The organism is Micromonospora sp. CNZ297, assembly GCF_007827625.1.
Map to the genome: position 1 here is coordinate 326,023 of NZ_VISU01000002.1, position 20,468 is coordinate 346,490.

17 protein-coding genes are annotated in these 20,468 nt (G+C 74.9%); 8 read left to right on the forward strand and 9 right to left on the reverse strand.

Features of this window, described 5'->3' with window-relative positions:
• Positions 1-6 precede the first annotated feature (6 nt).
• Positions 7-879, forward strand: a complete 873-nt coding sequence (locus FB454_RS04975; RefSeq protein ID WP_145822577.1) for an aminoglycoside phosphotransferase family protein — start codon at positions 7-9, stop codon at positions 877-879.
• A gap of 1 nt (position 880) precedes the next feature.
• Here FB454_RS04975 and FB454_RS04980 read toward each other — a convergent pair whose 3' ends face one another.
• Positions 881-1,690: an Fpg/Nei family DNA glycosylase gene (locus FB454_RS04980; protein WP_013288314.1), complete on the reverse strand. Its 810-nt coding sequence runs from the start codon at positions 1,688-1,690 to the stop codon at positions 881-883.
• 277 nt (positions 1,691-1,967) lie between these two features.
• Here FB454_RS04980 and FB454_RS04985 point away from each other — a divergent pair, with 277 nt between their 5' ends.
• The 5 genes from FB454_RS04985 (at position 1,968) to rocD (ending at position 7,485) form a co-directional block, all read left to right on the forward strand.
• Positions 1,968-2,717: a cellulose binding domain-containing protein gene (locus FB454_RS04985; protein ID WP_145752985.1), complete on the forward strand. Its 750-nt coding sequence runs from the start codon at positions 1,968-1,970 to the stop codon at positions 2,715-2,717.
• Positions 2,718-2,722: 5 nt separating this feature from the next.
• Positions 2,723-4,180: an RICIN domain-containing protein gene (locus FB454_RS04990; RefSeq protein ID WP_145822578.1), complete on the forward strand. Its 1,458-nt coding sequence runs from the start codon at positions 2,723-2,725 to the stop codon at positions 4,178-4,180.
• Positions 4,181-4,293: 113 nt separating this feature from the next.
• Positions 4,294-5,169 (forward strand): thrombospondin, encoded by an 876-nt coding sequence (locus tag FB454_RS04995; protein WP_145822579.1) that lies wholly within the window; start codon positions 4,294-4,296, stop codon positions 5,167-5,169.
• Positions 5,170-5,455: 286 nt separating this feature from the next.
• On the forward strand, positions 5,456-6,271 hold the full coding sequence (ddaH, locus tag FB454_RS05000) for a dimethylargininase (protein ID WP_030271835.1): 816 nt from the start codon (positions 5,456-5,458) through the stop codon (positions 6,269-6,271).
• Positions 6,271-7,485: an ornithine--oxo-acid transaminase gene (gene rocD / locus FB454_RS05005; RefSeq protein WP_030271837.1), complete on the forward strand. Its 1,215-nt coding sequence runs from the start codon at positions 6,271-6,273 to the stop codon at positions 7,483-7,485. The genes ddaH and rocD overlap by 1 nt, the downstream gene beginning before the upstream one ends.
• Positions 7,486-7,559: 74 nt before the next feature.
• Here the strand turns inward: rocD and FB454_RS05010 are convergent, their stop codons facing one another.
• Positions 7,560-8,708: an FHA domain-containing protein gene (locus tag FB454_RS05010; RefSeq protein ID WP_041784533.1), complete on the reverse strand. Its 1,149-nt coding sequence runs from the start codon at positions 8,706-8,708 to the stop codon at positions 7,560-7,562.
• A 197-nt stretch (positions 8,709-8,905) separates the two neighbouring features.
• Positions 8,906-9,958, reverse strand: coding sequence for an acyl-CoA desaturase (locus FB454_RS05015; RefSeq protein ID WP_145822580.1), 1,053 nt, complete (start codon positions 9,956-9,958; stop codon positions 8,906-8,908).
• 285 nt (positions 9,959-10,243) lie between these two features.
• On the opposite strand from FB454_RS05015, the gene FB454_RS05020 reads away from it, so the two are divergent.
• On the forward strand, positions 10,244-11,023 hold the full coding sequence (locus tag FB454_RS05020) for an SDR family NAD(P)-dependent oxidoreductase (RefSeq protein WP_145752995.1): 780 nt from the start codon (positions 10,244-10,246) through the stop codon (positions 11,021-11,023).
• Between the two features lie 57 nt (positions 11,024-11,080).
• On the opposite strand, the gene FB454_RS05025 is transcribed toward FB454_RS05020, so the two are convergent.
• The 4 genes from FB454_RS05025 to FB454_RS05040 are packed head-to-tail and all read right to left on the reverse strand — an operon-like array spanning position 11,081 to position 16,770.
• Positions 11,081-14,488 (reverse strand): SCO7613 C-terminal domain-containing membrane protein, encoded by a 3,408-nt coding sequence (locus FB454_RS05025; RefSeq protein WP_145822581.1) that lies wholly within the window; start codon positions 14,486-14,488, stop codon positions 11,081-11,083.
• 47 nt (positions 14,489-14,535) lie between these two features.
• On the reverse strand, positions 14,536-14,856 hold the full coding sequence (gene cutA / locus FB454_RS05030) for a divalent-cation tolerance protein CutA (RefSeq protein ID WP_013288324.1): 321 nt from the start codon (positions 14,854-14,856) through the stop codon (positions 14,536-14,538).
• 57 nt (positions 14,857-14,913) lie between these two features.
• Positions 14,914-15,936, reverse strand: a complete 1,023-nt coding sequence (locus FB454_RS05035; RefSeq protein WP_030271844.1) for a 1-acyl-sn-glycerol-3-phosphate acyltransferase — start codon at positions 15,934-15,936, stop codon at positions 14,914-14,916.
• The gene (locus tag FB454_RS05040) at positions 15,937-16,770 is read right to left on the reverse strand and encodes a patatin-like phospholipase family protein (protein ID WP_013475295.1); all 834 of its coding nucleotides are present in this window, start codon (positions 16,768-16,770) and stop codon (positions 15,937-15,939) included. It lies immediately after the preceding gene.
• Between the two features lie 179 nt (positions 16,771-16,949).
• Between FB454_RS05040 and FB454_RS05045 the strand changes: the two genes are divergently transcribed.
• Entirely contained in the window at positions 16,950-18,443 is a 1,494-nt protein-coding gene (locus FB454_RS05045) for a serine/threonine-protein kinase (RefSeq protein WP_145822582.1), read from the forward strand.
• Positions 18,444-18,447: 4 nt separating this feature from the next.
• On the opposite strand, the gene FB454_RS05050 is transcribed toward FB454_RS05045, so the two are convergent.
• Complete coding sequence (locus FB454_RS05050) at positions 18,448-19,560, reverse strand: glycosyltransferase family 4 protein (protein ID WP_369830089.1); 1,113 nt, start codon at positions 19,558-19,560, stop codon at positions 18,448-18,450.
• 82 nt (positions 19,561-19,642) lie between these two features.
• The gene (locus tag FB454_RS05055; RefSeq protein WP_071097881.1) at positions 19,643-20,314 is read right to left on the reverse strand and encodes a BON domain-containing protein; all 672 of its coding nucleotides are present in this window, start codon (positions 20,312-20,314) and stop codon (positions 19,643-19,645) included.
• Positions 20,315-20,468 lie beyond the last annotated feature (154 nt).

Genomic DNA, 20,468 nt, shown 5'->3' on the forward strand with positions numbered 1-20,468 from the left:
GTCCGGATGCGGTGCGACATTCCTGACGGGCTGCGCTGGGTCGAGCAGACCGAGGCCGGCCGGGCGTGGCTCGCGGAGCTGCCCGGCCGGCTGGCCCACTGCGTCGCGCGGTGGGAGCTGACGGTCGGCCCGCCGTTCGCGTACGCGTTCGCCTCACTGGCGCTGCCCGCGACACTCCCCGACGGCACCCGGGCGGTGCTGAAGCTCCAATACCCGGACGACGACAGCGTCCACGAGGCAACGGCGCTGGCGCACTGGGACGGGCGCGGCGCGATCCGGCTGCTCGGGCACGACGCCGATCGGCGCGCACTGCTGGTCGAGCGGTGCGACCCCGGCACGCCGCTGCACTCGCTGGCCGCCGACGCGGCGCTCGACGTCGCGGTCGGCCTGCTACCAGGGCTCGCGGTGCCGGCCGGTGAACCGTTCACGCCGCTGGCCGAGGAGGCGGCCGGCTGGGCGGAGCGGATGCCTGGTAACTGGCGACGGGCCGGCCGCCCGTACGAGCGGCGCCTGCTCGACACCGCGCTCGGGCTGCTCGCCGAGCTGGCGCCGAGCCAGGGTGAGCAGGTGCTCGTCAACCAGGACCTGCACGCCGGCAACATCCTGGCCGCCGGGCGCGAACCGTGGCTGGTGATCGACCCGAAGCCGCTGGTCGGCGAGCGGGAGTTCACGGTGGTGCCACTCGTGCGCGGCGCCGAGCTGGGTCACTCCCCGGCGGCGGTGCGGCACCGGCTCGACCGGCTCAGCGCCGAGCTGGGCCTCGACCGGGAGCGGGTACGCGGCTGGGCGATCGGCCAGACGGTGGCCTGGAGCATCGGCGGCGACCAGGTCTTCCCCGGCAACGTCGAGGCGGCCCGCTGGCTGCTCGACGAGATGTGACTCAGCCCGCCTGGCAGGTGGGGCACCAGTAGAGGTTGCGCCCGGCAAGCGCGCCCCGGCTGACCGGGGTGCCGCAGACGTGGCAGGGCGCGCCGGGGCGGCGGTAGACGTACACCTCGCCGCCGTGCCTGTCGACGCGCGGCGCACGGCCGGTCACCTCCGGCAGGTCGGCGTCGCGCACGGTGTCGATGCGGCCCCGCTCGACCGCGCGGGTCATCAGCATCACCAGGTCCGCCCAGAGCTCGGCCCAGCCGGCCGGCGTCAGCTCCCGGCCGGGCAGCAGCGGCGGCAGGCCGGCCCGGAACAGCGCCTCGGTCACGAAGATCAGGCCGGTGCCGGCCACCACCGACTGGTCGAGCAGCAGCGCGGCCAGCGGGGTGGGACTGCGGCGGATCCGGGCGTACGCCCGGTCCGGGTCGGCGTCGGCGCGCAGCGGGTCCGGCCCGAGCCGGTCGCGCAGCGCCGCCACCTCGGGCGGGGTCAGCAGCTCGCAGGCGGTCGGGCCGCGCAGCTCCAGCCAGTGCCGATCGCTGTGCAGGCGCAGCCGCAGCTGCCCGACCGGGGCCGGCGGCTCCCCCGGCCCGTCGGCGAACTTCCCGTACAGACCCAGGTGTACGTGCAGCGTCAACTCGCCCGCGTAGTGGTGCAGCAGGTGCTTGCCGTACGCCTCGGTGCCGTCCAGGACGGTGCCGCTCAGGCGGGCCGCGCCCTCGGCGAAGCGCCCCTGCGGGCTGTCGGCGTGCACCTTGTCGCCCGCGAACAGCTCGGCGTGCCGGGCGGCGAGGCGGTGGATGGTGTGTCCCTCTGGCACAACGACCAAGCGTAGCCAGCGGATCGGACCGCCGGCGACGTCGGGTCCTGGGACGACATTGAATCGATGTTCGTCGACTGAAAGACTGGCGGCGGCAGCGCTCGGGAGCCAGTGCGAGCCGCTCGATCTCGCCGGAGGGACAAGCGCGGGGTGATGCGCCACCCCGGTGCCGGGCAGTCGTCTCCGGCGCTCCGCCGTGCCGTCACGGCGGCGACATCGCGGTCCACCACCACTCCGGCGCCGACCGCCCCCGGCGCCCCCAGCTCGGGAGAGACAGATGCTCCGTACGCTCGGCGCGGCACTGGCCGCCGCCCTCGCCCTCACCGGCCTGGCCGCCTCGGCCGGCGCCGACCGGTCGCCCGCCACCACGACGACGACGCTCACCACTGCGGCGACGCCGACCCCGACGCCCACGTTCGCGTGCCCGCCGGCGTTGCCGGTCAGCGGCCAGGTGACCGGGGCCACCACGACCAGCATCACCATCACCTACTGGATGGTGCTCAGCCCGCCCTGCGGATACGACCCGCCGCTGGTCGTCAGCCTCTTCGCCAGCCGCGAGGACGCCACCGGGTGGCGCGACCCGGTGGCCGAGGCGGTCACCGGGCCGGAACGGTCGGGCACTGTCACAGTCGGCGGCCTGACCCCGGGCACCGCGTACTGGTTCCGGTTCGGCGACACCAAGGGCGTACGGGATCCGTACGTGATCGGCGGACCGGCGCGCACGCTGTCGCTCTGCTCCGCGACGGCCACGATCGACAGCAGGTGGGGCGGTGGCTTCGTCGCCACGGTGACGGTGCGCAACGACGGCACCGAGCCGGTCCCGGGCTGGCTCGTCTCGTGGCGGTGGTCCGGTGACGAGCGCATCCAGTCGGTCTGGGGCGGGGTGGCCGAGGGCTCCGGCCAGGACGCCGAGGTCCGCAACGCCTCCTGGAACGGGACGCTGGCGCCGGGTGCTTCGACGACGTTCGGCCTGCTCGTGGCGACGAGCGCGACGCCCGCCGCCATCACGCCGGTCTGCGGGCGGTGACCGGCATGTGGTGGACGGCACGGCACGGCGGCACCGGCCGCCTCCTCGCGGCGGGGCTGGCGCTCGCAGTGGCCCTCGCGGCGACGGTGGTGGGACCGGCAGCGGGTGCGCTGGCGGCGCCGGTGACAGTCACCAACGGCACCCAGTTCACCGACACGAGCGGCGCCGTGGTGCACGCCCACGGCGGCGGTGTCCTCAAGGTCGGCGACTACTACTACTGGTTCGGCGAGAACCGCAACCCGGACAACACGTTCCGGGCGGTCTCCGTCTACCGCTCCACGGACCTGCGCACCTGGGAGTTCCGCAACAACGTGCTCACCCAGTCGTCGGCCGCGGAGCTGCGGGTCGCCAACATCGAGCGGCCGAAGGTCGTCTACAACGCGGGCACCGGCCGGTTCGTGATGTGGATGCACAAGGAGAACGGGTCCGACTACAACGAGGCGCGGGCCGCTGTCGCCTCGTCGGCCACCGTGGACGGGAACTACACGTACCACGGCAGCTTCCGGCCGCTCGGGCAGCACATGTCCCGCGACATCACGCTCTACAACGACAACGGCACCGCGTACATGATCTCGGCGGCCGACGACAACTACGACCTGAACATCTACCGGCTCACCTCGGACTACCTCAACGTCGCCGCCCTGGTGGGCAACTTCTGGGACGGCGCGCACCGTGAGGCGCCGGCGATGTTCAAGCGGGGCTCCACGTACTTCCTGCTGACCTCGGGGGCGACGGGCTGGAGCCCGAACCAGGCCCGGTACGCCACCGCGCCGAGCATCTCGGGACCGTGGAGCGGCTGGACCGACGTGGGCAACGGCACCACCTTCAACTCCCAGCCGGCCTTCGTGCTGCCGATCCAGGGCACGTCCGGCACCAGCTACCTCTATCTGGGTGACAGGTGGGCCGGCGCCTGGGGCGGGCCGGCCAACGACTCCCAGTACGTGTGGCTGCCGATCGCCTTCCCGACCGCCACCAGCATGAGCCTGACCTGGTATCCGTCAGTCACCGTCGACACGGCGGCGGGCACGGTCACCGGCAACTCGCCCACGTACTACCGCGTCACCGCCCGGCACAGCGGCCGGGTGCTCGACGTGATCAACGGCTCCACGGCGAACAACGCCGAGGTCAAGCAGTGGGGCTGGAACGGCGGCGGCAACCAGAGGTGGGAGTTCCAGGACGCCGGTGGCGGCTGGTTCCGCCTCGTCAACGCGGCGAGCGGCAAGTGTCTCGACGTCGCTAACGCGTCCACCGCCGACGGCGCCAACATCATCCAGTACACCTGCGGCAGCGGCGCCAACCAGCAGTGGCAGTGGGCCGCGCTCGGCGGCTGGTTCCAGTTGCGGGCCCGGCACAGCGGCAAGTGCCTGGACGTGGTCAACGCCGGCACCGGCGACGGCGCGGACGTCCAGCAGTACACCTGCGGTGCGGGCACCAACCAGCAGTGGTCACGCACGGTGTCGTGACCGGACGGCACGCCTGAGCGTGCGGAGCGAACCCAGGGGTGTCGATTTCGGCACCCCTGGGTACTTCCTGCTTGTCATGCGCGGCCTCCGCGCCTGGATCAGGAGGTGCCATCGTGAAGATCTTGTCCCGCCGGAACTCTCCGGCGACCAGTACCGATACCAACGGCGACGGCGTGGTCGACGAGCGCGACCGGACCGCCGAGCAGCCGGCCGGCCGGCCCGTGGTCACCGACCGCGACGAGGAGCGGACCACGTACCGCAGCGCCGCCACCGCGACCGACGACGAGCGCGCCCGGGACGCGGCGACCGACCGGGACGCGCGCGACCTCGGCGCGACGACCGCCGACGGCCGGAGGACGCCCACGGCGACCGACGCCCGGATCGCGGCGGCCGACGACGAGCGGGACGCGGAGGCGCGGCGACGGGCGGCGGACCGGGGCGCGGCGGCGCGCGCGGTCACCGGCCGCCGGGTGGACGCCGACACGCGGACCGCTCCGGTGACCGACGCCCGGACCGTCGGCGCGGCGCCCGCCGCCGAGCGCACCGTGGACCTGGACCGCGACGGCCGTCCGGACCGCACCGACCTCGACCGGGACGGCCGCCCCGACGGTACGGACACCGACCGCGACGGCCGGGTGGACCGGCCGGAGCCGTACACCACCAAGCGTCCCCGGGCCAGCCTGCTCGCCACGCTCGGCCTGATCGTCTCGGTCGTCGGGGCGCTGTTCGTGCTCTCCGGCACGCTCGCCGGGTACGGCATCGGCGTCGGCGCGGTCGGCGCCGTGCTGGCGGTGCTGGGCCTGATCGCCACCCGTCGCCGGCACGTGGCGGGCAAGACCGACGCGCTGATCGGCATCGCTGTCGGCCTGGCCGCCGTGGTGCTCGGCATCGTGGCGATGACCGGCCAGTTCGACTGGCCGACCACCGACGGCGACTGGGTGGGCCGCTTCCGCGAGTGGCTCGACTCACAGTTTGGCAACTGGTTCTGACGGGCACTGTCCCGATCGCCGGCAGGGCCGGCCAGCCCGATCAGTTCCGGTGGTTCACCGGCCGGGCAACACCTCTTTCGGGGGCGGCGGTTCGCCGCCCCCGAAGTGTGTCCTGGGTCGGCGCAACGATCACTCGCTGCTGACCGATTCAACGCAACGATTCGCTGCTCAACGCAACTTCCCGCGGTGGATGTCGTCTACCCGGGCCGCATAACGTTGGACCACGGCGCCAGCCCGTGGGCCGACGGTGGCCGGGCGCGCCCGACTCTGGGAGCACGACATGACGATGGACGCCATCCGCCAGCGCTTTCTGATGTGCCGGCCGACGTACTTCGCCGTCGACTACGCGATCAACCCGTGGATGGACCCCACCGCCCCGGTCGACGCCGACCTGGCGATCCGGCAGTGGGAGCAGCTTCGGCGCACGTACCTGGACCTGGGCCACGAGGTCGACCTGATCGAGCCGGTCGCCGGCCTGCCGGACATGGTCTTCGCCGCGAACGGCGGCACCGTGATCGACGGCAAGGCCATGGCGGTGCAGTTCCGCGACCCGCAGCGCGCCGACGAGGCGCCCGCGTACCGGGCCTGGTTCGAGGGCGCCGGCTTCGAGATGTACGACCCGAAGCACGTCAACGAGGGCGAGGGCGACGTCCTGCTGGCCGGTGACCACCTGCTCGCCGGCACCGGGTTCCGCACCGCGCACGCCTCGCACGCGCAGCTCCAGGAGGTCTTCGGCTACCCGGTGATCACCATGCAGCTCGTGGACCCCCGCTTCTACCACCTGGACACCGCGCTGACAGTGCTCGACGAGCGCACCGTGGCGTACCTGCCGGAGGCGTTCTCCCCCGGCAGCCGGGCGGTGCTGCGCCGGTTGTTCCCGGACGCGATCCACGCCACCATGGCCGACGCCGAGGTGCTGGGCCTGAACGCGGTCAGCGACGGCCGGCACGTGGTGCTGCCCGCGCAGGCCACCGACCTGGCCGCGAAGCTGCGCGACCGGGGTTACGAGACCATCGGGATCGACCTGTCCGAGCTGCGCAAGGCCGGCGGCGGACCGAAGTGCTGCACGTTGCGACTCCGTCAGGGAAAGGCGAGCAAGTGATCATCGACGACATGCTGCGGACTCCGTCCGCGGTCCGGGACGCGGAGCGTCACACGGCGCACAACTACCACCCGCTGCCCGTGGTGATCTCGTCGGCCGAGGGCGCCTGGCTGACCGACGTGGACGGCCGCCGCTACCTGGACTGCCTGGCGGGATACTCGGCGCTGAACTTCGGCCACCGGCACCCGAAGCTGATCGAGGCCGCGCACGCGCAGCTCGACCGGCTCACGCTGACCAGCCGCGCGTTCATCCACGACCAGTTCGCCGACTTCTGCCGCGAGCTGGCCGCGCTGTGCGGCAAGGACCTCGTGCTGCCGATGAACACCGGCGCCGAGGCGGTGGAGACCGGCATCAAGGTGGCCCGCAAGTGGGGCTACCAGGTCAAGGGCGTCACGCCGGGCCAGGCCAACATCGTGGTGGCGGAGGGCAACTTCCACGGCCGTACCACCACGATCGTCAGCTTCTCCACCGACGAGGACGCGCGCGCCGACTTCGGGCCGTACACCCCGGGTTTCACAGTGGTGCCCTACGGCGACCTGGACGCGCTGACCGCGGCGATCGACGAGAACACGGTGGCCGTGCTGCTGGAGCCGATCCAGGGTGAGCAGGGCGTCGTGGTGCCGCCGGAGGGCTACCTGCCGGGTGTGCGCCGGGTCTGCACCGAGCGCAACGTGCTGTTCGTCGCCGACGAGATCCAGTCGGGTCTGGGGCGTACCGGCGCGACGTTCGCCTGCGAGCACGAGGGCGTCGAGCCGGACATGTACCTGCTCGGCAAGGCGCTCGGCGGCGGCATCGTGCCGGTGTCGGCGGTGGCGGCGAACCGCGACGTGCTGGGTGTGCTCCAGCCGGGCCAGCACGGCTCGACGTTCGGCGGCAACCCGCTGGCCTGCGCGGTCGCGACCGAGGTGGTCCGGCTGCTCGCCACCGGCGAGTTCCAGCGCCGCTCGGCCGAGCTGGGCGAGCGGCTGCACGCCGGGCTGCGCGGCCTGATCGGCAAGGGCCTGGTGGCGGTACGCGGGCGCGGCCTGTGGGCCGGGCTGGACATCGACCCGGAGCTGATGACCGGCCGGCAGGCGTGCGAGCGGCTGATGGAGCGGGGCGTGCTGGCCAAGGACACGCACGGCTCGACCATCCGGCTCGCCCCACCGCTGGTGATCACCGCCGACGAGATCGACCACGCGGTGGCGCAGCTCGCCGCCGTCCTGGCCGGCTGAGGTCGTACGCGACCGACTCCGTACGCGAGAAGGCGCCGGGACCGCGACGGTCCCGGCGCCTTCGCACGTGCCCGTCAGGGACGCGGCAGCCGCATCGCCATGGTCGGCGCCTCGGCCATCACCGAGTTCGGGGTGTACTTCGCGTCGCTGCTCATGTCGTCCGCGCGGCCCACCTGCACGCCCGGGTACAGCTCGATCAGGTCGCTCTCGGCGAGCACCCGGGACTGCTGCGGCGCCAGCGCGATCCGCTCGTGCTCGGCCATCGAACCACCGGGGCGTACGCCGGAGCCGTTGGTGCTGGTGTCGGTGACCACCACCTCGCCCACCCGCAGCTCCAGCCGGATGTGGCTGCGGCTGATCCAGCGCCGGGCCTCGTCGTTGAGCCACTGGCCGAGCGTCACCCCACCCGGGCCGTCCGGCGCCCGGCCGATCGCCACCGGCTCGGTCTCGGTGAGCACGAACCGCTTGCGGACCAGACCGCCGATGCGCACGGCGAGCACAGCGGTACGCGGGCGCGGGCCGGCGTCGGAGAGCCGTGCGCCGTGCCGGGGGCAGGTCGGCGCGCCGGTACGCAGCGTGGGCGGCGGCTGCTCGGCCGGCACCCGGTCCACGGCGGCCAGGTCGGCGAAGGCGCCACCGCCCCCACCGCCGCCGAACAGCGCGCAGCCCGGCTCGGGACAGCGCCACTTCCGGGAGAGCACCTTGACGCCCGCGGGTGAGCGACTGCCGGTGGCCGGGTCCTGGCCGCCGCCGACGTGCGCGATGAACACCGGCCCGCCGGCGCCGGGCACCGGGGCGAGCACCCGGCCCGCCTGCCCGACCCACGGGTACCGCCCGACGAGCCCGTCCAGCCGCGCCCGGGTGAGCACCGGAAGGCCGAGCAGGTCGGCCACCTCCAGCATCCGGTCACCGGGCTGGTCGAGCACCTCCACCAGGCCGTCGTCGGCCCACCGGCGCACCACCATCCGCTCGTTCGAGGTCAGGTCGGCGTCGGACAGCAGCGCCCGGTGCACGATCGCGTAGACCGGGACGCTGTCCTCGCCGATCTGCCGGGACAGCGCGTCGATCACCATCCCGAGTCGCAGCAGGCTGGCCGGACGGCCGCCGTCCAGGTTCTGCCAGCGGATCACCTCGGCCAGGTCGACCACGGCCCGGGCCAGCGACGGATCGGTGCAGACCCGACCCTCGATGGCGTCGAGCACCTTGCTGATCTCGAATCTCATGCCGCAGCTCCGCACGATGTCGTCCCGTGACGCGGCCGGGGCCGGTCGGCCCGCCGCGCCGCGCGCCACCACCGCGGCGCGTCCTCCACCATGCGACGACCCTACCGGCCACCCCCGTCGGCGGCGTGGCGGCGCACTCCCGAAAGGGGCGCACGCCACCGGGCGGGCGCCGCTCGCCCCCGCCCGGCCCGCCGCGCTCAGGCCGCGCGCAGCGGCCGGCCTACGTCGTGCAGGTGCGCCAGCGCCTGCCGGTACGACTCGACCAGCCCGGTCTCCGCGTACGGGACGCCCTGCTCGGCGCAGTACGCCATCACGAGCGGCCGGGCCCGGCGCAGGTTGGCGCGCGGCATGTTCGGGAACAGGTGGTGCTCGATCTGGTAGTTGAGCCCGCCCAGCGCCAGGTCGACGAACCGGCCGCCGCGTACGTTGCGCGAGGTCAGCACCTGCTTGCGCAGGTAGTCCAGCTCGTCGTCGGCGGTGGGCATCGGCATGCCCTTGTGGTTCGGGGCGAACGAGCAGCCCATGTAGAGGCCCCACAGCCCCTGGTGCACGGCGACGAACAGCAGCGCCTTCGCCGGTGACATGACCGCGAACAGCAGCCCGAGGTAGCCGGCGGCGTGCGCGGCGAGCAGCAGCGCCTCCACGGCCCGGTGCCGCATCGGCACCCGCCACCGCCCGTCCGGTTCCCGGCCGACGAGCGCCTGCACGCTCGCCACGTGCAGCGCCAGCCCTTCCAGCAGCAGCAGCGGGAAGAACAGCCACGCCTGGCGGCGGGCCATCCACCGGCTCAGGCCGCGCGTCGCCATCGCCTGCTCGTACGTCCAGACCAGCGCGCCCGCGCCGACGTCCGGGTCCTCGTCGGTGTGGTTCGGGTTGGCGTGGTGCCGGTTGTGCTTGTCCACCCACCAGCCGTAGCTGAGCCCGACCGCGAGGTTGCCGGCGACCAATCCGGCCGCCTCGCTCGGCCCGCGCCGGCGGAACATCTGCCGGTGCCCGGCGTCGTGGCCGAGGAACGCCACCTGCGTGGTGGCCACCGCCATCACCACCGCCAGTGGCACCTGCCACCACGAGTCACCGACGAGCGCCACCACGATCCAGCCGGCCAGGAACGCGCCGAGCGTGAGCGCGATCCGCAGCGCGTACCGGCCGGGCCGCCGTTCGAGCAGTCCCGCCTCGGCGATCCGGCGGGACAGCCGCGCGTAGTCGCTGCCCCGCCGTGCCGCGGGTTCCGTCGACGTGGAAGTGGTCATGTCGCCCCCGATGCCGCGAGCCACGCTCCGTACGCGACTCTCCGTCACCGATTCTGGCGATGACCGTCGCCGTGGGTAATCCCGCAGACCCCCGGCTCGGAGGTGGTGCTGGCCCTACCTCTCCGGGCCGGCGCGGCGCAAACGATCTTCGTCACACCGCAGCGAGCCCTCACGACGGTGGGCGCACCCGCTCTGACCAGCTAATCTGTACGTAAAGGTGAGTACCACTCAGTCGAACGGCCGATAGGCGGGCTGCACGGTCATCGACAGACGGGAGACAGCGCGGTGCGTGGATTGACGGACAAGGTGGTGTTGGTGACGGGCGGCGGCTTCAGCCCCGACCAGGTGGGCTCCGGACTCGGCATGTCCATGTGCGTCGAGCTGGCCGCCGAGGGCGCGAAGGTGGTCGTCTCCGACCTCTCCCTGGAACGCGCCGAGGCGACAGTCATGCGCGTCAAGGAAGCCGGCGGCGACGCGGTGGCGGTGGCGGCCGACGTCACCGACGAGGACTCGGTGCGCGCCATGGTGAGCGCCGCCCTCGACGCGTACGGGCGCATCGACGTGCTGGTGAACAACGCCGGCGTGTTCGGCGCGTACGTGCCGCTGCTGGAGATCGAGAACAGCCAGTGGGACCGCGTCATGGAGGTCGACCTGAAGGGCGTCTTCCTCGCCACCAAGGCCACGCTGCCGCACATGCTGGAGCGTGGCAAGGGCGTCGTGATCAATGTGTCGTCGGCGTCCGGCGTGGTCGCCAGCGAGGTCGGCGCGGAGTACACCACCGCCAAGCACGGCGTCATCGGGCTGACCAAGCAGATCGCCTACGACTACGGCCACCAGGGCATCCGCGCGGTCGGCATCGGCCCCGGCGTGATCAAGACCGCCGCCTTCGAGGGCGCGGAGATCACCAGCGACTTCCCGTTCTACGACCTGACCATGCAGGCGCCCGCCGGCCGGTACGGCGAGCCGCACGAGATCGCCCGCGCGGTCTGCTTCCTCGCCAGCGACGACGCGTCCTTCATCCACGGCCACACCATCCCGGTCGACGGTGGTTCGCCGATCAGGTGAGGCGAACGGATCGGCCCGGGCGGGATCGTCTCCCGCCCGGGCCGCATCCCCGCCGGGTCAGCCGAGCCGGGCGACGGCGTCGCGCAGCCGGACCAGGTCGCGCCGGCGCCGCTCGTAGGTGGCGGCAAGCCCGATCAGCAGCAGCCCGCCGAGGCCCAGGAAGATCCAGCGGGGCAGCAGGTCCCAGCCCCGGGCCAGCTCGTGCAGCGCCAGCGGCACCAGCGTGGCCGCGCCCAGCACCACTGGCGCCTGCCAGCGCCGGGCCGCCCCGCCGAGCACGACGGCGAGCGCCGCCGCGCCGAGCGCCAGCCGCCGCCACGGCTGCGGCTCGCCTGACACCAGCACCGACACGAGGCTCGGCAGGAACGCCGCGCCGAGTCCCGGGCCGAGCGCCAGCCAGCTGGTCAGCCCGGGCCGGCGCCGCAGCGCCAGCAGCCCGGCGCCCAGGGCGAGCGCCGCCGCCGGCAGCGTGTACGCCTCCAGCACGACCACCCCGCCCGCGGCGAGCAGCAGCCACCCGCCGACCAGCTCGCTGCCCGCGGCCACCGCCGCCAGCACGCGACGCCCGGCCGGCGACTCGCCCCGGCGCGGCACCCGGACCGCGACGGCCACACCCCACAGCACGCAGACCGCCGCCGCGTACCGCAGCGAGCCACCGGTGAGCAGCAGCGCGAGCAGCGCCACGGCCTGCGCCGCCGCCTCCAGCGCCCACGCACCGGCCCGCCCCGTGCCGACGCCGCCCGGCCCTCGGACCACGCGCAGCAGCGGCACCGCGTGCAGCGTCACCGCCGCGACGGCCAGGGCGGCGAACGCCGCGGTACGCAGCGGCAGCCCCGCCGCCAGTGACGCGGTGACCGCGAACCCGGTGGCAGTCGCGACCGCGCCCAGCCACCCCGCGATCCGGACCACAGCCGGCCGCCCGGCCGCCCCGGTCACGGCACCGGCCACCACCAGCGCCCCGAGTGCGGCGAGCGTTCCCGCCCGGGTGGCGAGCAGGCCACCGAACCCGGGTACGGCCAGCACCGCCCCGAGCGGCACGAGCACCACCGGGCGCGCGCCGGTGAGCGCGACGACCAGCAGCGCGGCCAGCCCGACGCCGAACGCGACCGCCGGCACCACCGGCCAGGGGGCACCGGCCGCCTCCGCCAGCACCGGCAGCGCGACAGCGCCGAACGGCAGCGCGGCGAGCCACCAGGCGACGCGGCGGTCCGTGGCGGCGTACGCCCCGGCGGCGACGCCCAGGAGCAGCAGCACCAGCCCGGCGCGGGCGGTCCCGGCGGAGGCAGCCGCGACGGCGGGCACCCCGGACCAGGGTTGCACCGGCAGGTCCACGAGCAGCGTCAGCACCACCGGGGACACGGCCAGCAACGCCACGACGGCCAGCACGGCACCTACTGCGCGCAGCGCGACCACCGGCCGGGAGCCGGCCCCGGCAGCGAGCGCCAGCAGCACCCCCGCCGTGGCGTACGGCGCCACCGGTTCCCCGCCCGGCGCGACGAGCGGCCCGAGGCCGACCCCGGCGAGCGCGACGGCGAGCCCCGTCGAGGCGTACCCGCTCAGGTCGGTCCACAGGCGACGGACGGCGAGGACGACGACGACCGGCACCACGACGGCGGCGGTCGCGCCGCGCAGCTGCCACCAGGCCGGCGCGCCGAGGCCGAGCAGCGCGACCGCCACGCCCGCCGGTACGGCGAGCAGCGAAACGGCCAGCGCGACGCCGCCGACGACCGGCTGCGCGCCCTGTCCACGTCGGCCCAGCGCGGCGAGCGCCGCGCCGAGCACCGCCGTGACGGCGAGCACGGCCACGGCCCCGCCCGGGGCGGCGCAGCCGACGAGCAGCGCGTGCCCGAGCAGTACCGCCCCGGCCGACGCGGTGACCGGCACGACGACCCGCCCTCCACGCGGCCGGGCCACCGCCGCCAGCAGCAGCGCGGCGGCCGTCGCGAGGTCCACGACCAGCACCAGCGGCCACGGCGTCGCCGTCACGGCCGGCGCGGCGAGGGCGACCAGACCGGCGGCGGCCACGCCGGCGAGCGGCCGGACGGCCCGGGGCGTCAGCAGCGCGACCGCCCCGGCGGTCAGCAGCAGGGCCACCGGAAGCTGCCAGCCCCAGGACGGGACCGGCACGTCCCGGCCGCCCTGCCAGGCCGGGAAGCCGACGCTCGCGGTGGACGCGCCGACCAGGCCGGTGAGCACGACCGCCACCTGGCCCAGCGCGGCGGCCACGGCGAGCGCGCCCACGAGCGGACCGGTCCGGACCGGCGCCGGCAACGCCCGGACCGCACCGGCGAGCGCCGCCACCACGAGGCCGGCGGCGAGCAGCAGCAGCCCGGACCGCCACTCGCCGACCGGCCGGATCAGCGCGACCGCGAGCACCGGCACCAGCAGCCCGGTGGCCGTCGCGCGCCAGAGGCGGCCACCCGCGGCGAGCCCGCCGGCGACCAGCGCCAGCGCCACCACCAGCAGCGGACCGCCGGCCAGCAGCGGCGTGCCCGCCGCGTGGCCGACCGCCAGCGGCACCAGCGCGCAGCCGGCCGCCAGGACCAGCGCCGTGCCGTGCCCGGTCCAGCCCAGCACCCGCCCGGCCACCAGCGCCGTGCGATTGCCGGAGGTACGGCGGCGCAGCACGACCACGACCGCGAGGTCACCGAGCGCCACGGCGGTCAGCACCAGCGCCCAGCCGGCAGCGGTGGGCCGGAACGCGGCAGCGGCCAGCGGCAGCACCGGCTGCGCGAGCAGCCACGCCGCGAACCAGGGTGCGGTGAGGCGGCTGACCAGCGCGTAACCGGCGGCCACCGCGGCGCTGCCCGCCGCCACCAGCGCCGCGTACCGGCTGCCGGGCAGGCCGGTCACCCCGAACAGGTCCACCGACCAGGCGGCGGATCCGTCCAGGACCACCAGGAGCAGCGCCACCGAGGCGAGCGTCTCGGCGGTGCCGCGCAGCCCGCGGGCCCGGGCGACGAGCGGCGCGACCAGGGCCAGCGCGGTGACGGCGAGCAGGATCAGCGCCCGGCCGGCCACCCCGAACGTGCTCCAGGCGACGGCGGTGAACACCACGGCGGCGGTGCCGAGCAGCAGGCCACCGAGGACGAACAGCAGGCCCTGGACCGCGCGGGTGGAGGTCTCCGCGCCGCCGGGGCGTACCGCGACGGGGGTGGGCGGAAGCTGACGCGGCGGCGCCGGCGCCGGGAGCGGCGCGGGACCGGCGGCGCGCGGCGCGGGGATCTCCTGCCGGATCCGGGCCGCCAGCACCGCCCGCCGCTGCCGGGCCGTGACCAGCCGGCCGGACAGATCCTGGTACGTCAGCCGGGCCGCCTCGACGCGCGGCACCAGCTCGGTGATCTCCCGGTCCAGCCGGACAACCTCGGCGGCGGGCGGGTAGGGCGGGCGGCCGCAGGCGCGGCATCCGGCGACGAGGTCGGCCGGGGCGCCGCAACCGGGGCAGGGGTAGCCGGTGTTCTCCACCCCGCCAGCTTCGTCAGCGGCGGAGCGGACCGACAGAGTAGGAGTACCTAGGGCCGGGTCTGCTCGTGTACCCAGGCGGTGTAGCCGGGGTTGCCGCTGTCCTCCCGGCTGACCAGGATCTCCGGCACCTCGTACGGGTGGTTGGCGCGGAGCTGGTCGACCAGGGCGTCCACCCGGTCCGGCGCGGTCTTGAACCGCACCTGCCACTCGGCGGTGGTCTGGATCGCCGACTGCCACCAGTAGGTGCTGTCCACCGGGCCGCCGACCTGGGCGCAGGCCGCCAGCCGGCCGGCGACGGCCGCGGCCGCCAGCACGTCCGCGACCCCGCGGGCGTCCACCACAGTCGTCACCACGCAGATCTGATCCACCAGCGCACCCTACGTGGCGTACCGCCGCCACGCCGAGCAGGCGCGGGGGGGAATCGGTCAGGTGTCGGCCGCGCCGTTGCGGTTGGCGGCGATCCACGTGTCGATGCGGGCCCACCAGTCGAACAGCCAGTCGATGCGTTCCTGCTTGCCGGCCGGGATCTCCTCCGGCGGCACCGACCAGAACCGCATCACGATCCGCTTGTCCATCGGCAGCTCGCGCCACACGTCGGCGACGGTGAGCATCTGGTCCAGGCCGGTGTGCGCCACGAAGATCACGCCGGCGTCCGGCGCGGCGTCGAGCGCGGCGAGCAGCCCGCCCGGCTGCGGGGCGAGCACGTGCCGCAGCCGCTCGGCGCGCCGCGCCATCCGTTCCAGGCCGAGCGACCGCAGCCGGTCGATCGCGCGCAGCCGCCGCGACGGGGTGAAGTTGCCGCCCTCCGGGAAGATCACGAAGGCGTCGTCGTCGTCCAGGCCGGTGGCCAGGTGCCCGATCTGCCGCACCACCGACTCCCGCCCGTCCGGCCCGGCCGCGATGAACCGGTTGGGCAACCGGTTGAGCAGCACGTCGATGGCCGGATCCCACTGGAGGGTCTCCTTGAGCACGATCCGGGGTTCCCGCCTGAACCAGTTCACCAGCGCGTGAATCAGGATGAACGAGTCGCCCGGCCCGGCGTGCCGGCAGACCACGAGTTCGGGACGGCCCGGCAGGGCGGTGTCCGGGTCGGTGCCGACCACGTCGATGCTCAGCCGCAGCGTCCACCGGGCCTGCCAGAACATGATCCGCAGGAACCACCCGGCCAGGACGTAGTGGGCCCGCTGGAAGGCCGGCGCGCGTTTGTACGCGCCGAAGCCCGAGGCGAGCCAGAGCAGGAACAGGGCGAGCAGCGCGGCGGCGTCCCAGACCAGGTAGACGGTGCCGATCCAGAGCAGCCGCAGCGGGCGCAGCCGTCCCGGCACCAGCGGGGACGCGGCGAGCGCCAGCAGCGCCCAGGCCGGCAGCGTGGTCACCACGAAGAAGGCCAGCAGCACCACACCAGGGGCGAGCACCAGCCGGCGTAGCCAGCGGGGTGGCAGCGGCATTCAGCGCTCCAGCGCGGTGTCCAGGTATCGGCGGGAGGCAGTGTACGCGCGACTGATCCGCCGTCCCACCGCCGCCGTGTCCCGGTACGCCCACGGGCTGTCGTCGCGCGGCTCCAGCCCGCCGGTGGGCAGCACGTGCACCTCGACGTCCTCGGGCAGCGCCGCCATCTCCCGCGCGAACCGGTGCCGGCGGGCGATCTCGAACGCCACCTGGGCGATCTCCCAGGGGCGGCGCGGCGGCGTCAGCTCGCGTTCGATCCGGCCCACCTGGAGCACGAAGATCTGCTTCGCGCCGAGCAGCACCGCCTCGCCGACCGGGATCGAGTTGACCACCCCGCCGTCGATGTAGTGCTGGCCGTCGAGCTGGGTCGGGGGCAGCAGCCCGGGCACCGAGGCGGAGGCGAGCACCGCCGGCACCAGCGGTCCGGTGTGGAACCAGTGCTCGGCCGCGCGCTCGATGTTCGCGGCGCAGCAGCGGAACGGCACGGCCAGGTCGGCGAACGTGGTGTCCTCGCCCAGCGCGCTCTCCAGCAGGCGGTACAGCGGGCGGGGCGAGTGCAGGTGGGTACGTGCCGCGAACCGGCGCAGCTGCCGGGCGACCGAGTCGCCGTACACCTCGCTGGCCTCGGGCGACGCCCAGAGCCGGACCAGCCGGTCGGTGACCGCCTCGGTCGGGTCGGCGGCGACCAGGGCGCCGTTGACCGCGCCGATCGACGTACCCAGCACGAGGTCGGGTCTGATCCGGGCGCGGAACAGGGCACGCAGCATGCCCACCTCGACCGCGCCGAGCACTCCCCCGCCGCCGAGCACGAACGCCACCGGACCTGCTGCCATGCCGTTCATCCTGGCACGCGGCCCACACCCGGCCGGGTGGCCGCCCCGACCGAGGTGGGAGCGTCACGCGACGCCGCCCGAGCTATGACACAGCGCGATCGTCAACGGGACGACTGTTGACAGGTCAGACACATTCCCGCAACCTGATAGCGCTCCCGAGCCCAGGCAGGTGCGAGCTGATGGCGACACTCCAGGCCGGCCGTCTGCTGGCCCGGCGGTACCGGCTCATCGACCGGATCGGTGCCGGTGGCATGTCGGTGATCTGGCGTGCCCGCGACGAGGTGCTCGACCGGGTGGTGGCGGTGAAGGTGCTCGCCCCCTCGCTCGCCGCCGACGCGCGGTTCCGCGACATGGTGCGCGAGGAGGCCCGCTCGGCCGCCCAGCTCGACCATCCGCACGTCACCGCCGTGCACGACTACGGCGAGACGGTGGCCCCGGACGGCTCCATCACCTCGTTCGTGGTGATGGAACTGCTCAGCGGCGAAGAGCTGGAACACCTGCTGACCCAGGGGCCGCTGCCCTGGCCGGCGGCGGTGGAGACGGGCGCGCAGGTGGCCGAGGCGCTGGCCGCGGCGCACCGGCTCGGCATCGTGCACCGCGACGTGACCCCGGCCAACGTGATGATGACCGGCACCGGCGCGAAGGTGCTCGACTTCGGCATCGCCACCCGGATCGGCACGCCGGACGACGACGAGGACGGCGGCACGTTCGGCACCCCGGCGTACGTGGCCCCGGAACGGCTCGACGGCGCGCCCGCCCAGCCGGCCACCGACGTGTACTCGCTCGGCGTGCTGCTGTTCGAGACGCTGACCGGGCACCCCCCGTACCCGGCGGAGACCTGGGAACAACTGAGCGCGGCGCTCGCGGACTGTCCGGAGCCCACACTGGACGACGTACCGGGCCTGCCCGGGCCGGTCGCTGACATCTGCCTGCGCTGCCTGGCCCGCGACCCGCGTCACCGGCCCACCGCGCACCAGGTGGCCGCCGTGCTGCGCGACCAGATGCTGCCCGCCGACCCGCAGGCGGCCACCATGCTGGCGCCGACCATGACGCTGCCCGCGCTGACCTCCCCGCCGCCGGCCGGCCCGGAACCGGCGGGGCCGCCGGCCCCGGGCCAGGCCCCCGCGGCGCAGCCGATCCCGGAGCCGGGGCAGGATCCCGCCGCACAGCCGGTTCCGGGCCGGCGGCGGACCCTCACGCTGGCCGCAGTCGGCGTGACTGTGGTCGCCGCGGCGGCGCTGCTGGCGTCCGCGCTGACGCCGGACCGGCCCGCCGGCCCCCGGGTGCTGCCGACCGCCGGGCCGGTGCAGCCGTCGCCCGCCGAACCGCCGGTGACCGAGGAGCCGGCCACCACGCCGCCGGCCGGGCCGACCACTCTGCCGTCGACCGGCGGCGTGCGCCCGCCGGCCGCCGGTCAGGCCGACGCCGCCGAACGGGTGGACGGGCTGATCGAGGCCGGGCTGACCGAGGGCCAGATCCGCGAGGACGTCGGGGTGGACCTGCGCAACCTGCTGCGCAACGCGGTCGCCGCGAACGGCGAGGGCGAGGTGACAGCCGCCGTGGACCGGCTCCGCGGCAAGATCGACGAACGTCGCCGCGAGGGCAGCATCAGCCCCGGGTACGCGCGGCGACTCGACGCCGCCGCGGCGGAACTCGTGGCCGGGCAGACCTGACGGGTCAGCCGGCCACGACCGGCGCGACCGCCCGCTGTGCCCGTGCGGGCGCCCGCGCGGCCAGGAAGCCCCGGTAGACCGCCTCGTAGTCGGCGGCCATCCGCTCCACCGAGAAGTTCTCCGCCACGTGCGCCACGCAGTCCGCCGGGTCCAGGTCCGCCGCCGCCCGCAACGCCGCCGGCAGCTCGCCCGGGTGGTCGCAGACGAAGCCGGTCACCCCGTCGCGGACCAGTTCCGGCACCGCGCCCCGGCCCAGCGCCACCACCGGCGTACCCGTCGCCATCGCCTCCACCATCACCATGCCGAACGGCTCCGCCCACTGGATCGGCATGATCAGGCAGCGGGCGTCCAGCAGCAGCCGCAGCGCGGTCACCCGATCCGCGTTCACCACGGGCGTCACGTCGTCGCCGAGCAGCGGCCGGACCACCTGCTCCAGGTAGCGGCGCTCAGCGGGCTCGTTGCACTTGCCCGCGAGCGTGAGCGGCAGCCCGGCCGCCCGGCAGGCCGCGATCGCCACGTCCGGGCCCTTGTCCGGGCTGAACCGGGCCAGCCAGAGCACCGGGCCCGCGCCCGGGCTGCGCTTGCGGGGGATGTCCCGCAGCGGCATCGCGTTGTGCACGGTGCCCGCCCAGGGCAACCCCGGGTTGGCCCGGCGCTGGGCGTGCGAGATCGCGATCAGGCCCACACCCCGGTCGGTGTTGCCGAGCACAGTGCCGTACTCGCCGACCGGGTTGCCGTGCACGGTGGCCACAGTGGGCACGCGGCGGCGGCCGGCCACCATCGGGCCGATCGTGGTGTGGTCGTGGATCAGGTCGAAGTCGGCCGGGTCGACCAGGCGGTCCACGTGGGCCAGGTGCGCCAGTTCGGGCAGCGACTCGCCCATCCGCTCGTACTGGAGGTCGTCGCAGGTGGAGACGAAGTCGGCGGCGGTGCCGTGCTCGGTCCCGGCGCCGAACAGCGTGACGCGGTGCCCCCTGTCGACGAGCGCGTCGACGAGCCCCGCCACCACTGTCTCCAGCCCGCCGTAGCCGGGCGGCGGCACCGACAGCCACGGCGGCACCACCATGGCGATCCGCAACGGCCCGGCCCACGCGCGCTCCGAGGACTGCTGGTTCACGGCCACGAGTCCTCCCCGTCGGTCCCCGGCGTACCCCGCTGCGCGCGGGTTCCCGGCCCGGCCCGCGGTAAACGACGGGCGGTCAGCCGGACACCACGATCCCGACGTGCACCTCCCGTACGCCGGGCAGCGCCCAGGCGGCCCGTTCCGCGTCCTCCCGCTGCCACCAGGCGCTCACCACACCGTCGAGCACCACCGTGTCGCCGTCGACCCGGGCGTCGATCCGCTCGGTCCCGGTACGCCGCAGCAGCAGGCGGCGCAGGTCGATCCGCTTCTGCTCGTCACTCGGCGGGGTCGGCGGCCGCACCTCGACCAGGTTCGTCACCCCGCGTACGCCGCGCAGCCGGCGCAGTTCCCGTTCGGCGGTACGGCGCTGGAAGCCGAACTCGACCTCGCCGCGCAGCATGATCCAGCCGTCGGCGACGGTCACGTCCAGCCGCTCGGCGGGCACGAAGCTGTCCCACTCCAGCGCCCGGCTCGCAGCGATCGCGATGTCGGCGTCGGTACGCCGGTCCGTGGCGGGCAGGTCGACCGCCAGGTCACTGGCGACCGCCCGGACGCCGCGTACCCGGTGGGCGCAGCGCTCGACGGCCCACCGCCGGGCGTAGCTGTCCACCTGGCCGGTGAGCGTCACGACGCCCCGCGCGACTGTCACGCCGACCTCGGTGGCCCGGGTCTGCGCGTCCCAGTCCAGTTCGGCGAGGACGTCGCGCTGGATCTGCTGGTCGGTGCGCACGGCGGACGTGGTGGTCATGCCCCGACCCTCCCGCCGGTACGGGTGAGGCGCGCTCACCCGTACCGGGTGAGAAACGAGGAGGGGCGGCGGGGGGGGGGGGCCCAACCCCAGGGGGCCGGACCCCCCCCCCCCGGGGGGGGGGGGGCGGCCGGGGGCAGGAGGGACCGGGCGC

Coding starts and splice junctions, on each gene's coding strand:
- FB454_RS05035 (WP_030271844.1), bottom strand. CDS start 15,936: ATGCCGCTGCCACCCCGCTGGCTACGCCGGCTGGTGCTCGCCCCTGGT.
- FB454_RS05045 (WP_145822582.1), top strand. CDS start 16,950: ATGGCGACACTCCAGGCCGGCCGTCTGCTGGCCCGGCGGTACCGGCTC.
- FB454_RS05055 (WP_071097881.1), bottom strand. CDS start 20,314: ATGACCACCACGTCCGCCGTGCGCACCGACCAGCAGATCCAGCGCGAC.
- FB454_RS05010 (WP_041784533.1), bottom strand. CDS start 8,708: ATGAGATTCGAGATCAGCAAGGTGCTCGACGCCATCGAGGGTCGGGTC.
- ddaH (WP_030271835.1), top strand. CDS start 5,456: ATGGACGCCATCCGCCAGCGCTTTCTGATGTGCCGGCCGACGTACTTC.
- FB454_RS04985 (WP_145752985.1), top strand. CDS start 1,968: ATGCTCCGTACGCTCGGCGCGGCACTGGCCGCCGCCCTCGCCCTCACC.
- FB454_RS04990 (WP_145822578.1), top strand. CDS start 2,723: ATGTGGTGGACGGCACGGCACGGCGGCACCGGCCGCCTCCTCGCGGCG.
- FB454_RS05015 (WP_145822580.1), bottom strand. CDS start 9,958: ATGACCACTTCCACGTCGACGGAACCCGCGGCACGGCGGGGCAGCGAC.
- FB454_RS04975 (WP_145822577.1), top strand. CDS start 7: ATGCGGTGCGACATTCCTGACGGGCTGCGCTGGGTCGAGCAGACCGAG.
- FB454_RS05040 (WP_013475295.1), bottom strand. CDS start 16,770: ATGGCAGCAGGTCCGGTGGCGTTCGTGCTCGGCGGCGGGGGAGTGCTC.